We start from the raw sequence: 13,415 nt of genomic DNA on the forward strand, positions 1-13,415 counted from the left end.
CGGTCAGGCCGGTCGAACGCGCCGGTCATGATCTCGATGCGCGGACCATCGATGCGACGGAAGCTCAGCGGCGTGCCGCAGGCCGCACAAAAGTCGCGCATCGCGATCGTGGAGGATTGGAACGCGGCCGGCGTGCCCTTGGTCCAGGCGAAGTCCGTGCGGTTGATGTCGGCAAAGGAAGCAAACGGCGCGCCGCTCGCCTTCTGGCACATCCGGCAGTGACAGATCGACACCTTGTTGGGTGTTGCCGAAATCGCAAAGCGCACCGCGCCGCATTGGCAGCCGCCGGTGAGAACGGGTTTGCTCGCGTCGGTCATGCCAGCTCCATCAGAACATAAGCCTCTTGCAGCGTCGCCAGCGCATCGCCCCCGGCAAAGACGAAGCCGGTGACACCGGCCGCGCGTAAGGTCGCCTCCGCCTCGGCCGGACGGCCTGCCAGATAGATATGTCGCGCGCCCGCCGATTGCAGGGCCTTTGCCGCGGCTTCGGCGCGTTCCGCATAGACCTTGTCGCTGGAACAAAGGCAGGCGAGCGCCGCGCCCGAAGCCCTGAAGGCCGCAGCGAGCTTGGCCGGATCGGCAAAACCTTCGCTGTCGATGGCCTCGATACCGCCTGCCTCGAAGAAGCTTTTTGCGAATGTCGCACGTGCCGTAAAATCCGCGGGGGTGCCGAGATTGGCCAGGAATACGCTGGGCCGCGATCCGCGCGCCTTCAACGCCGCGTCGGATTTGTCGCGCAGCGCCTCGAACGGCTGCGCAAGGCGAATCGGCGCAAGCGCATCGAACTTGTATTTGGCCTCGCCATAGGGCGCGAGCACGATGGGCGCCGCCTTCAGCACGGCCGTCTCGGTTTCATGCAGGTTCGGAAACTCGCTGGCGCCGGTCAGCACGTCGCGGCGCCTGGCGATGTTGGCCTCGCGCGCCTTGCGCGTTGCCGCGACCTTGCCCTGGAACAGGCCATGCTGAAGTGCGGCAAAGGCGCCGCCGGCCGTTTCGCTCTCCTGAAACAGTGCCCAGGCGGCCTTGCAGAGCTGCGCCGTGAGCGTCTCGATGCCGCCGGATCCGGCCGCGGGATCGCTGACCTTGGCGAGGTTGCTTTCTTCGAGCAGCAGAAGCTGGGTATTGCGTGCGACGCGCCGCGCGAACGGATCGGGCAGCCCGAGCGCCAGCGTATGCGGCAGCACCGTGATCGCATTGGCGCCTGCAAGCCCCGCTCCGAATGTCGCGATGGTCGCGCGCAGCATGTTCACATAGGGGTCGCGCTGCGTCAGCATGCGCCAGGCCGTATCGGCGGCAATGAACAGCGGCTTCGGCGTCAGGCCGCAGGCGGCCTCGACGCGCGCCCAGAGCAGTCGCAGCGCGCGGAACTTCGCCATGGTCAGGAACTGGTCGGCATCCGCGGTGAGCCGCGCGTAGACCATGCCCTGCGCCTGCTCCAGCGGAACGCCGGCCTCTTCAATCGCGCGCAGATAGGCTAATCCGCAGGCGAGCACGAAGGCCAGCTCCTGGACCTCGGAGCCGCCGGCATCATGGATCACACGGCCATCAGCGGATGCAAATGGTCCCTTGAAGCCGAGCGCTGCGAGGCCCTTGATGCCGCCGGTGACGGCAGGAGTAATCTGTTCCCATGTGTAAGGGCTGTGACCCCACACTGCGCAGGCAGCAAGCGGATCGAGCCCGAAGCGGATGTCGCAGGCGGCGGGATCGATGCCATTGCTCTTCACATATTCCGCGACATGGATCGCAGCCATCCGCGATTCCGGGCCGACCTGAAGCTCGAGGCCGATGCCGGCGTCGAGGTGAACGTCTTTCAGCACCTTTGCCACCGCATCGGCCGAAGGTTCCAGGCCGAAGCCGTGACTGCCATTGCCGCTGGCGAACACCAGAGAGAGGCCCGTGGCGCCGTTCTCCAGATCGGTCAGTGCCTGCGCGTTTGCTGCAAGCGCATCGGGATGATCGATCCGCTGCATGATCTGCCAGGGCGCGGCCGCCGGCCGCCCCNCCCCGCCACCGGCGCTGCCCCCGTCGCGCGCGGATAAAGCGGCTCGATCTTGAGGCCGTCATAGGTCTTGCCGACCAGCTTCTCGAACGGCGCGCCCTTCAGCACGCCGTCGACCAGCTTGCGCCAGTCCGCGTCCGTCGCCTTGGGAAAATCGGCGGCCAGCGGCAGATCGTCCGTCTCGGAGGTCATAAGGACAAGGGCTCCCGAACATCTCGACATGCGCAGGCGAATTTGCCACGGCGGCCCGCTCCTGCAAACGGTCGATTTTGGTTAACCGGTATCCGGAAGCTGCTCAATGCCTTGCGTCGAGACGCTGGCGAGGGCATCACGCACGCGAATGCCCGAGATCACGCGCTCCGGTGCGATCTCGGCCAGCGGCACCAGCACGAAGGCGCGCTCGAACAGGCGCGGATGCGGCAGGGTCAGGTCGGGCTTGTTCATCGACACATCGTCATAGGCGATCATGTCGAGATCGAGCGTGCGCGGGCCCCAGCGCCGATCCTGGTCGCGCGTACGGCCGAATTTCTGCTCGACTTTCTGCATCACGAACAGCAGCGCGTGCGGATCGAGGCCGGTCTCGATCTCGACGCAGGCATTGACGAAGGGATCCTGGTTCTCGTCGCCCCAGGGCGGCGTCGCATAGTCCGAAGAGCGGGCGACCACCGTGGCCTGCGCCATGCCGCAGATATGGGCGATCGCCTTTTTGAATGTCGTGCGGACATCGCCGACATTGCCGCCGAGCGCGATCAGCACGCTCGCCATATCAGTGATGCCGCGAGCGCGTCAGCATGACGCCGACATCGTCGAAGATCGCCGCGATCGGCGCATGTGGCTTGTGCACGGTGATCTTCACCGCGCGGATGCGCGGAAAGTGCGAAAGGATGGCATCGGCCACCGCACCGGCCGCGCGTTCCAGCAACTTGTAATTGGTGTTCTTGAACGCCGCCGTCGTCGTCGCCACCACGTCGGCATAGGAGACGGTATCGACCAGGCGGTCGCTGCGCGAAGGCTCCGACAAATCGGTGTAGAGCTCGAGGTCGATGACAAAGCGCTGGCCGACTTCGGTTTCGTGATCCAGCACGCCGTGGCGCGCATGGATCGACAGGCCGGTGACGAAGATCGTATCGGTCATAGCTTGCTCTCGATTGCGTTGGCGACCCGCAGGGCCTGCAAGGTCTCGGCGACGTCATGGGTCCGGATGATCTTCGCCCCCTTCTGCGCGGCAATCAGATGCGCGGCGATCGAGCCGGCCAGCCGCTCTTTCGGCTCCGACGGCGACACCGAGGCGATGAAACGCTTGCGCGAGGCGCCGACCAGGATCGGCAGACCGAACATCTCGAGCTCGCGCAAGCGCGCCAACGCGATCATGCTTTGCTCGGCGGTCTTGCCGAAGCCGATGCCGGGATCGAGCACGATCTTGTCCCGCGCGATGCCGGCCTTCGCGGCAATGTCCAGCGAGCGCATGAAGAACGCCTTCATATCAGCGACGATGTCGATGGCGGAATCGACGCTCTCGCGGTTGTGCATGACGATGACGGGGACGCCTCTTGCGGCCAGCAGCGGCGCCATGCCGGCGTCGCGCTGCAGGCCCCAGACATCGTTGGCGATGGCGACACCCTGGTCGAGCGCAAAGGCGACAACCTCCGCCTTCATGCTGTCGATCGAAACGGGCACGCCGAGTGCAACGATGTCTGCCAGCACCGGCTTCAGCCGGGCCAGCTCGTCCGCGGCCGTCACCGGCTGCGCACCCTTGTAGGGCCGGGTGGATTCGGCGCCGATATCGATGATGTCGACGCCATCGGCTATCATTGCCCGCCCCCGCGCCCGCGCCTGATCCGGTGCGATGAAATCGCCGCCATCGGAGAAGGAGTCGGGCGTCACGTTGAGCACGCCCATCACCGCCGGCAGCGGCCGGCCCACGAGCGTCCGCAGCACATCTGGCCCGGCCGAGCCGGCCGGCGGGACGGATGGGGAGGGCGAGGCATTCATGCGCGTGGCTTTGCGCGGTCGGGCAGGGGGAGTCAAGATGGGATTGGTGGCAGCGCCCTGCCCAAGCGCCCGTCATTGCGAGCGCAGCGAAGCAATCCAGGGTGTCACCGCGGAAGGATTCTGGATTGCTTCGCTGCGCTCGCAATGACGATGTTGAGGCAGCCTTGCTCGCCACCCCAGCCGCCTTCCAGCGACCCCTAATACGTGATCTTCGGCGGCAGCTTCCTGGCCTTGGCAATGATGTCGCCGACCGATTTCTCGGAAGGCAGGATGCGGACAAGCTTCTTGCGGTCGTTGGCTTCGCGCATGCTTTGCGCCAATCTTGCCGGATTCCGATAGGCGAGCTCGCGCACCGTGGTGACGCCGGCGGCGCGGACCAGGCCCACCTTGGCCCGGCCCATGCCGGGAATACGCATGTAGTCGGAGACGTTGGCCCACTCCAGCAGCTGCTGCTCGCTGATGCCGGTCTTGGCCGAGAGCGCCTTGCGGCCCTTGGCGGTGCTCGCGGCTTCCAGCAGTGCGTCGGTGGTGCGGATACCCTGCGCCTTCAACTTGTTGGCGGCAAAGGCCGGCAGGCTCTCAATCTCGGAGATCGGATATGTCATGATGCTCGGTATGAAAAGCGTCGCTCAGGCGAACTGGCTGAGGCCCGGCGTCCCCGCGATGATCTTGCCCATCTGATCCGCTCCGATTTTGTCTCGGCCGAAGCGGAAAAGTTCACGGGCAATGGTCTGGATGTCGGACATGCCAAGCCCGAGGCCCATCAGGCGCGTGCCGACCGCCATCAGGCCGCCGCCCATCAGCCGCGACAGCCCGCCGCCGCTCCTGGACGCCTCGATCGCTCCTTCCGCACCAGGGATCTGGTCGATCAGGGCCTGCACGCTGTCGGAAGGACCTTCACTGCGGAGGAATCCCAGAATAATGCCGACGGTCTTTTCAGCGACAGCACTATCTATGCTGGCGTTTGTCGCCAGCCGTCCGATCAGCTCGTCCATTGACCCGCCCCTCAGCCGGTTCACATGCCGGAGATTATTTTCGAAAAGTGATCTTGAGCCCGTGCGATGTGAAATACAAGCAATGAACGCATGCAACGTCCCGATTCACTCTCGAAGACAGGAGAAGTGTTGCAGCAATGCAAGAGCGGAGACGAAATTCACGAAAAATCGCCGCGGATCGATGCGCGCGCCCGACTTTTGGCGCCCGCCGCGCGCGGAGTCTCCGACGATGTCGCATGTCGACGGCGCCCTGAAAGGTTTCAATCGACGTGCGACATGCGTTAAACTGCGGAACTGGCGGGTTCGAGTTTTCGATACGCGAAACCAACGAGAAACCGACAATAGAGAGTGTGATGACGGCGCAGGACAACAAGCTCGGCGATACCGACGACAAGATTTTCGTCGGCAAGGGAGACGAGCTGGCCTGGCTGACACTGGCGCTCGCCAATCGCCACGGCCTCGTCACAGGAGCCACCGGAACCGGCAAGACGGTGACGCTGCAAGTGATGGCGGAAGGATTTGCGCGGGCCGGTGTTCCGGTGTTCGCAGCCGACATCAAGGGCGACCTCTCCGGCATCTCCGAGGTCGGGGAGGCAAAAGACTTCATCGTCAAGCGCGCCAGCGAGATGGGACTGAATTTCCAGCCTGACCAGTTCTCGACGGTGTTCTGGGACGTGTTCGGCGAGCAGGGCCATCCGGTGCGGGCCACCATTACCGAGATGGGGCCGCTGCTGCTCGCGCGCATGCTCGATCTCAACGACGTTCAGGAGGGCGTGCTCAACGTCGCCTTCCGCGTCGCCGACGACAATGGCCTTGCCCTGATCGACCTGAAGGATCTGCGGGCGTTGCTCGATGCCATCGTGCCTGACGGCGGCAAGAAGGGGCCGGACGCGGAAGAGGATCCGCTCGCGCCGATCCGGAAAGCGGCGCAAGGGTTCGGCAACGTCACCAAGGCCACCGTCGGCACCATCCAGCGCCAGCTCCTGGTGCTGGAGAACCAGGGCGGCACCAGGTTCTTCGGCGAGCCGGCGCTGACCTTGAAGGACTTCATGAAGACCGACCGCGACGGCCGCGGCATGGTCAACATCCTCGTCGCCGACAAGTTGATGCAGAGCCCACGGCTTTACGCGACATTCCTGCTGTGGATGCTGTCAGAGCTGTTCGAGGAACTGCCCGAGGCCGGCGATCTGCCCAAGCCCAAGCTGGTGTTCTTCTTCGACGAGGCGCATCTGTTGTTCAACGATGCGCCGAAGGCGCTGATGGACAAGATCGAGCAGGTGGTCCGCCTGATCCGCTCCAAAGGCGTCGGCGTCTATTTCGTCACACAGAATCCGATCGACGTGCCCGACCGTGTGCTCGGGCAGATGGGCAATCGGGTGCAGCACGCCTTGCGCGCCTTCACACCGCGCGACCAGAAGGCGGTCGCCGCTGCCGCCCAGACCTTCCGGCCCAATCCGAAGCTCGACACCGCCAAGGTCATCATGGAGCTCGGCAAGGGTGAGGCGCTGGTGTCATTCCTCGAAGGCAATGGCACGCCGGCGATGGTGGAGCGGGTCATGATCCGGCCGCCATCGGCGCGCATCGGGCCGATCACCCCGGAAGAGCGCAAGGCGATCGTGGATGCAAGCCCGCTCAAGGGCAAATACGACACCGCCGTTGATGCCGAGTCGGCCTATGAGATCATCCAGAAGCGGATCGCGGGCACCGCGGCCCCGGCCGATGGTCAGGCGGGTAGCGGTGGCGGTCTCCTCGGCCAGATCGGCTCGATCGTCGGCACCGTCTTCGGCACCAATACCGGGCGTAACCGGCTGACGACCGGCCAGCGCATCGCGCGCGACGTCACGCGCACCGTCACCGACAAGGTTGTCGGCGGCGTCGTGGCCGATCTCGGCAAATCGGTCGGCGGCCAACTCGGCGGTTCGGTCGGCCGCGCGCTGGTCCGCGGCGCGCTCGGCGGACTGCTCCGACGCTAGGCAGGCAAGGACATAGTGAAGCGGATTTCCGGGCCGCTGCAGCTCCCCTCGCGCCTGTGAGGAGAGGGGCAGACTTGCGGCCTGTGTGTGGGTAGACATATATCGACACTCTCCCGGCCGCAGATTGAAGGCATTGTGACCACAGCCCGTTCGCCCAACAAACCCGGCGCACTCCGAGCTCTTTCGCTACGTGCGCCGCTCGACCTGCTCTTCCTGTTCTGCTGCCTGATCCTGACCGCCGATGTCCTCGGGCCGGAGATCTTCGGTCACGGCAAGACCAAGGACTATGCGCTGTGGTACTGGGCCGGGCAGCAGGTGCTGCATGGCGGCGCGCTCTATCCCAGCGACATCCGCAACCAGTTCGAGTTCATCTATCCGCCATTGCCTGCGATCCTGCTGGCGATCCCAAGCTGGTTCGGCAAGATCCCGCTCTACGTCGTACTGTCGATCCTGAACGCCGTGGCGTGGTGGTACACGGGGATGCTCTCCAATGCGATGACCGGGGCTGACCGCAAGCCGGGCCCGTGGCTCGAAGCGCTGCCGGCGCTGGTCACCGTGACCTTCGTGTTCGACATGTTCGATCTCGGTCAGCCGAACCTCGTTCTGCTGGCGATGATGCTGTGGGGCTTCCGGTTGTTGCAGCATCGGCGGTCCTGGTCTGCGGGCTTCATGTTCGCGCTCGCCACCGCCATCAAGGTGTTTCCGGTCGCGGTGCTGCCTTATCTGGTCTGGCGCCGGCAATGGGCGGCGGTCGTCAGCATGCTCGCCTTCATCGGCATCCTGCTCTACATCGTGCCCGCACCGATCCGCGGCTTCGAGCGCAATGCCGCCGAGCTCAACACCTGGTACCAGGGCATGGTCGGCTCGAGCTCGGAAAAGGGCTTCGGCCAGCGCGACGAGCAGAACTGGTCGTGGGTCAACCAGTCCATCATCGCCGTGACGCACCGCCTGGTCCGCCCGATCAACTTCAATCTGGAGGATCCCGGCAAGCCGGTGCGCACGATGAATATCATCGACGTCGACTACAAGACGGCGAACTGGATCGTGCTCGCGGTATCGGTGTTGCTCGGGCTCGGCTTTATCGCAGTGATGCCGTCACAGCGGCAACGAACGGCGCGATCGGATGCCGAGGAACTCGGCATTCTGTTCTGCCTGATGACGGTGGCCTCGCCGCTGGCACGACAATATTACTTCATGTGGCTGTTCTTCCCGCTGACAGTGCTGATGCATCGGGCCGCCTTCGACGCCAGGCCGAAGGTGCAGCTGGGAAGCTGGCTTGCGCTTGGCGCGGCCGGCATCCTCATGCTGCTGTCGCTGCCGCCATTTCCCAATGCCATTCAGGCCTGGGGCAACAACCTTGCTGCCACGGCAATTCTCGCCGTTACGCTCGCCTGGCACATCCGGCATCCGCCTGATGCGGCTAGCTCCGACGCTGCGGCGGAGCTAAAATCGCAGCCATCTTGAGACTCCAACAAGCGGAACATCCGACCATGGCCAATGCGCAGCTTCAATCCGTGCTCGACCACATCGACAAGGACTTCGACAACAGCCTCGAGCGCCTGTTCTCGCTGCTGCGGATCAAGTCGATTTCCGCCGATCCTGCCTTTTCAGGGGATTGCAAGGCGGCAGCCGAGCATCTGGCCAAGGACATTGCGAGCCTCGGCGTCGCGACCGAGGTGAGGCCGACCGCCGGCCATCCCGCTGTCGTCGGCAAGGTCAAGGCGGGCGGACGGCCGCATGTGATCTTCTACGGCCATTACGACGTGCAGCCGGTCGATCCGCTCGAGCTCTGGCACCGTCCGCCGTTCGAGCCTGCAGTCACGGATCACGCAGACGGCCGCAAGATCATCGTCGCGCGCGGCGCCGAGGACGACAAGGGCCAGGTGATGACCTTCGTCGAAGCCTGCCGCGCCTGGAAGACAGTGACGGGCTCGCTGCCGATCGACGTCACATTCCTGATCGAAGGCGAGGAAGAGGTCGGCTCCAAGAACTTCGTGCCGTTCGTCGAGGCCCACAAGGACGAGTTCAAGGCCGATTACGTTCTGGTCTGCGACACCGGCATGTGGGACCCCAGCACGCCGGCGATCACCACGGCGCTGCGCGGCCTGCTCTATGAAGAGGTGAAGATCACCGCGGCCAGTCGCGATCTGCATTCCGGCGTATTCGGCGGCACCGCGATGAACCCGATCCGCGTGCTCACCAAGATCTTGGGCGGGCTGTTCGACGACGACAATCGGATCACGATCCCCGGCTTTTATGACGGCGTGAAGGATACGCCGCCGGAGATCCTGGAGCAGTGGAAGAAGCTCAACTTCACGCCCGAGACCTTTCTCAAGCCGGTCGGCCTGTCGATTCCCGCGGGCGAGAAGGGGCGCTTGATGGTCGAGCAGGCGTCCACGCGTCCGACCTGTGACGTCAACGGCATCTGGGGCGGCTATATCGGCGAGGGCTCCAAGACGGTGATTCCGTCGCATGCCTCGGCCAAGGTCTCGTTCCGACTCGTCCAGGGACAGGACCCGCAAAAGATCCGCAAGGCCTTCCGCGATTACGTCACCGCCCGGCTTCCCGGCGACTGCAAGGTCGAGTTCGGCGATCATTCCGCCGCGCCCGCCGTGGCGCTCGACTGGAACATGAAGCCGCTGGCTGCGGCCAAACAAGCGCTGACCGAAGAATGGGGCAAGGAGACCGTGCTGATGGGCTCCGGCGCCTCGATCCCGATCGTCGCCGATTTCAAGCGCGCTCTTGGGCTCGACTCGCTGCTGGTCGGCTTCGGCCTCGACGATGACAACATCCACTCGCCGAACGAGAAGTACGATCTGCGCAGCTTCCAGAAGGGCATCCGCTCCTGGGCGCGGATCATCGCGGCGCTGGCGGAAGTGAAGTAGGCCGAGCTGCCGTAGGGTGGGTTAGCTCTGCGACTGCGCGAAGCGCAGTTGCTGGGCGTAACCCACCACTTCTGCATCCGCGGCGGCAGACCTGGTGGGTTACGCCTAGCGGTTTGCGCTTCGCGCAATTCGCGAGGCTAACCCACCCTACGAAACACCGCAAAAATAAAAACGCCGCCCGGGATTGGACGGCGTTTCATTCCAGAACGTGCAGAGGTAGTTCGACAAAGACACTACCTCACATTCATGAAAATCTCAAGACCGGTAGCCCGGACTCTCGCGGTCGAGCTTGCGCAGCAGCGGCGGCCAGACGAGGTTGTTCGCGCGCAGTTCGGCGCGGTCGCGGTTGGCGAGCAGCTCGGTGTTCTTCTCGATCGCGATCTGCTCGACCGGATAGACTGGCGTGCCCAGCGCACGCGTGCGCACCTGCATCGAGCAGGCGCGCTCGAGATGGTACATGCGCTCGAATGCGGAGGCGACCGAGCGGCCGACGGTCAGCGTGCCGTGATTGCGCAGCAGCATATGATTGTGATCGCCGAGATCCTTCTGCAGCCGCGGCCGTTCGTCGTGATCGAGCGCGATGCCTTCATAGTCGTGATAGGCGAGGTCGTGGGTGACGAGCTGCGCGGTCTGGTTGAGCGGCAGCAGCCCTTCGGCGCTGCTCGACACCGCGGTGCCGTCGAGGGTGTGGAGATGCAGCACGCAGATGGCGTCCTCGCGCACCTCGTGGATCGCCGAATGGATGGTGAAGCCGGCCGGGTTGATGCTGTACTCGCTCTCCGAGAGCTGGTTGCCGTGCAAATCGACCTTGACCAGGCTCGAGGCCGTGATCTCGTCGAACATCAGCCCATAGGGGTTGATCAGAAAGTGATGATCGGGGCCGGGCACGCGCGCGGAGATGTGGGTGTCGACCAGATCGTCCCAGCCATACAGCGCGACGAGGCGATAGCAGGCGGCGAGATTGATCCGTTGCTGCCACTCGGCCTCCGTCATATGAGACGGCACTTCCTTCAGGCGGGCTTCCGCTGGCGACATGGCAAATCTCTCCGAACTTCGTTGTTGTGAAGAGGGAGCGTAGTCTCGGGTGAAGCCGGCAGCAAGCCGACGAAATCGCGGCAGCCAAGCGTAGCCCGCATGCATGTCCGCCGTAGCTCGAAGAGCGAAGGCGGAGAGCGAGACGGCCCAGGAGACGAATTTTACGGCGCCGGGATCGACAGCAGGCTGGAAATGCTGCGGCCGCGGATGTCGTAGACGCGGGCGAACACCACGTCGTCGCGCTTGATCTCGACCATCACGGGGGCGGTGAGTCCCTTGCAATAGAACTCGCCGAGCGTCATTGCGAAATCCGCCGCGTGGGAATCCCACCCGATGGTGAAATCAGGACCGAGCGCGACCTGCGCCGGGCGCTGCGGACCGCACACCGCGACCTTCCATTTGCGATTGCGCGGCGGAACTTCCTGACGCTCGACCAGCTGCTCGCGCAGTTCGTCGGAGGCCTGCTTCAAGGCGAGGCCCCAATAGTCCAGCATGAAGCGGTCGTCGGCGGCGCGCACGGTACCGGCGATGTGGTTGAAGTGGGTGTATTGATAAGGATGCAGCCGGATCATCTCGGCCAGCGGCAGCGCGAGACCGAAACAGAACAGTGCAAGCATGGCCGGTTGCCAGGCGCGATGGCTGACGCGCAGGCGCTCCATGGTCCAGGCGAAGGCGACGCCGCCAAGCACCGCCATCGGCGGGATCACGAACACGAAATGGCGGATGCCATTGTAGAGCGCCGGCCGCTTCACCATCGCGATCGCGAGCGGCAGGGTCGCTGCCAGCGTCAGCATCAAAAGGATGGTCTTGCGGCGCGCCGGAACCTCGCGGCGCGGCAGCATGGCGAAGGTGCTGAACATGGCGCCGGCCATCAACACCAGCATCACTTCGGGAAGTTGCAGGGCAAACAGCGTCGGCAGATACGACCATGGCATGTCGGGCACGGACACGATCGCGCCGTCGAACATTTCCTTCCAGGGCTTCTCGAAGAAGTGCGAGAAATAGGTCAAGGCCTCGAAAGGATTGCCGGGCTCCATGATCGACCACGGCCAGATCAGGCCCATCACGAGATAGCCCAGCACAAGGCCGGGCAGCAGCACGTAGACGACATGGGCGAAACGCCTGACAGCCTCGCGGACGCCCTCGCTGCGCAGCTCCTCCAGGAACAGGGGCACGAAGCCGATCATGGCATAGACCAGCGCGAGCCCACCGAGGATGCGCGAGCCGATCGAGAGGCCGGCTCCCAGGCCGACGATCAGGATCGTGCGCGGCGAGGGCTTTGGATATTCCTCGGCGAGCCTGACGAGGCCGAGCATCAGGATGATCATCGCCACCGCGAAGGGCGCATCCTTCGGGTTCATGAACATGTGGCCGTAGAAGATCGGGCAGAGCGCCAGCAGCAGCAGCGCGGCGAGGCCGGCAAGAGGTCCGCCGATGCGACGGCCCAGCCGGCACGTCACCGCAAGCCCGATCACGCCGACAACGGCGCCGACCAGGCGTCGCGTCTCGAACAGCTCGAGCGGAATGATCTTGTGCAGCAGCGCCGCGGCCATGTCGAAGCCGCCGCCATACATATAGAGGTTGGCGAAGGAGAGGGCGGAGGTGTCGCTGAAGCCGGAGCCATACATGCGCAGCAGCAGGTCGGCATATTCTGCGTGGGTGTAGTCGTCCCAACCGAGCCCGTAGTCGCGGAAGGTCAAGCCTGCGATGACGGCGACGGCAGCCAGCACCAGCATGGCAAGGTCGTCGCAAGTCCGTTCAACCGAGCGCCGCTGAGGCGTGTCGATCGCCGAAGTCGTAATGGATGTCATGGCAATTGGTGACCCGGAATCCCCTCGTGGCCCAGCTGGTGCGCGCGGGCCTCAACCCCGGACTCCCTATAGCGCAGTTCCATGACCAAGTAATTGGGCATTATGGCTAAATTCCTGATGCGACGCAGCAATTTCCAACTTTGGCAGCCCTTCAGAGCTAGCGGAGCATTGCTGAAGGGAATGTGAATAAGTCCCTGATATCCTTCCCTTTAGGAACAGTGGCGGCAATTTGGTCGTTGGCGTGGAACGCAGTAAGACGGTATCGTGGCGTAGCGGGTATCGCGCATGGTTGCGCGCCGGGGGTGTGTTCGATGAGTGTGGCTCTGTTGATCGCTGGGATTTTCGCCGTTCTGGCGGGCCTCCTTGCGATTGCGTTTGGCTATTCCATCAGGGATTTCAGCCTCGGCAGCACGCTCATAACGAGCGGAACGATCGGCGTCTGCTCCGGTATGCTACTGATAGGCCTCTACGTCGTGCTGCTCGAGCTACGGGCCATCGCTCGCAGGCTGGCCGGCGCAGCCGCGGCCTCGGAGGTTCGCGTCAGGCCGGTGCTGCCGCCGGGGCTGGCATCGCCCAACGGGCTCGGTGCGTCTGCGCCGGAACCCGCTCCGGCCATGCGGGCTGAGCCGCCGCCATCGCCGGCCGCGCCGCCAACTCTGGCTGCGGCGCCAACTCTGGCTGCGCCGCCCTGGCAGGCCGAAGCGGCCGCGCGCCCCCGTGTCGAGC

Annotated in this window: 11 protein-coding genes and 3 pseudogenes; 4 read left to right on the top strand and 10 right to left on the bottom strand. The window is 64.4% G+C overall.

What is annotated here, in order from left to right:
• From AOQ71_RS26555 to AOQ71_RS26585, 8 genes and pseudogenes are all read right to left on the bottom strand, one after another.
• Window positions 1-317: pseudogene (locus AOQ71_RS26555) on the bottom strand (GFA family protein); the annotation flags it as partial.
• Window positions 314-2,000 (bottom strand): methylmalonyl-CoA mutase family protein (locus AOQ71_RS26560; protein WP_245317155.1); only part of this gene is annotated, 1,687 nt, incomplete at its 5' end. The pseudogene AOQ71_RS26555 and the gene AOQ71_RS26560, both read right to left, overlap by 4 nt.
• 1 nt (window position 2,001) lies before the next feature.
• A pseudogene (locus tag AOQ71_RS48565) lies at window positions 2,002-2,190 on the bottom strand (methylmalonyl-CoA mutase); the annotation flags it as partial.
• Between the two features lie 81 nt (window positions 2,191-2,271).
• Complete coding sequence (folK, locus tag AOQ71_RS26565; RefSeq protein ID WP_057753032.1) at window positions 2,272-2,763, bottom strand: 2-amino-4-hydroxy-6-hydroxymethyldihydropteridine diphosphokinase; 492 nt, start codon at window positions 2,761-2,763, stop codon at window positions 2,272-2,274.
• A 1-nt stretch (window position 2,764) separates the two neighbouring features.
• Window positions 2,765-3,133, bottom strand: coding sequence for a dihydroneopterin aldolase (folB, locus tag AOQ71_RS26570; RefSeq protein WP_057753033.1), 369 nt, complete (start codon window positions 3,131-3,133; stop codon window positions 2,765-2,767).
• A complete protein-coding gene (gene folP / locus AOQ71_RS26575; protein WP_057753034.1) occupies window positions 3,130-3,990 on the bottom strand; it encodes a dihydropteroate synthase in 861 nt (286 codons plus the stop codon). Before folP ends, folB begins: the two co-directional genes overlap by 4 nt.
• A 197-nt stretch (window positions 3,991-4,187) precedes the next feature.
• Window positions 4,188-4,595, bottom strand: a complete 408-nt coding sequence (locus tag AOQ71_RS26580) for a DUF4332 domain-containing protein (RefSeq protein ID WP_057753035.1) — start codon at window positions 4,593-4,595, stop codon at window positions 4,188-4,190.
• Between the two features lie 24 nt (window positions 4,596-4,619).
• Entirely contained in the window at window positions 4,620-4,985 is a 366-nt protein-coding gene (locus AOQ71_RS26585) for a hypothetical protein (protein WP_057753036.1), read from the bottom strand.
• A 353-nt stretch (window positions 4,986-5,338) separates the two neighbouring features.
• On the opposite strand from AOQ71_RS26585, the gene AOQ71_RS26590 reads away from it, so the two are divergent.
• The 3 genes from AOQ71_RS26590 (at window position 5,339) to AOQ71_RS26600 (ending at window position 9,843) form a co-directional block, all read left to right on the top strand.
• The gene (locus AOQ71_RS26590) at window positions 5,339-6,958 is read left to right on the top strand and encodes a helicase HerA-like domain-containing protein (RefSeq protein ID WP_057753037.1); all 1,620 of its coding nucleotides are present in this window, start codon (window positions 5,339-5,341) and stop codon (window positions 6,956-6,958) included.
• A 135-nt stretch (window positions 6,959-7,093) separates the two neighbouring features.
• Window positions 7,094-8,422: a glycosyltransferase family 87 protein gene (locus tag AOQ71_RS26595; RefSeq protein WP_057753038.1), complete on the top strand. Its 1,329-nt coding sequence runs from the start codon at window positions 7,094-7,096 to the stop codon at window positions 8,420-8,422.
• 26 nt (window positions 8,423-8,448) lie between these two features.
• The gene (locus AOQ71_RS26600; protein WP_057753039.1) at window positions 8,449-9,843 is read left to right on the top strand and encodes a M20/M25/M40 family metallo-hydrolase; all 1,395 of its coding nucleotides are present in this window, start codon (window positions 8,449-8,451) and stop codon (window positions 9,841-9,843) included.
• Window positions 9,844-10,098: 255 nt separating this feature from the next.
• On the opposite strand, the gene AOQ71_RS26605 is transcribed toward AOQ71_RS26600, so the two are convergent.
• Window positions 10,099-10,878: a class II aldolase/adducin family protein gene (locus AOQ71_RS26605; protein WP_057753040.1), complete on the bottom strand. Its 780-nt coding sequence runs from the start codon at window positions 10,876-10,878 to the stop codon at window positions 10,099-10,101.
• Window positions 10,879-11,039: 161 nt separating this feature from the next.
• The gene (locus AOQ71_RS26610) at window positions 11,040-12,689 is read right to left on the bottom strand and encodes a glycosyltransferase family 39 protein (protein WP_057753041.1); all 1,650 of its coding nucleotides are present in this window, start codon (window positions 12,687-12,689) and stop codon (window positions 11,040-11,042) included.
• A 311-nt stretch (window positions 12,690-13,000) separates the two neighbouring features.
• On the opposite strand from AOQ71_RS26610, the pseudogene AOQ71_RS26615 reads away from it, so the two are divergent.
• Window positions 13,001-13,415 (top strand): annotated as a pseudogene (locus AOQ71_RS26615) (DUF308 domain-containing protein); the annotation flags it as partial.

Source organism: Bradyrhizobium manausense, assembly GCF_001440035.1.
GTDB classification, from domain to species: Bacteria; Pseudomonadota; Alphaproteobacteria; order Rhizobiales; family Xanthobacteraceae; genus Bradyrhizobium; species Bradyrhizobium manausense.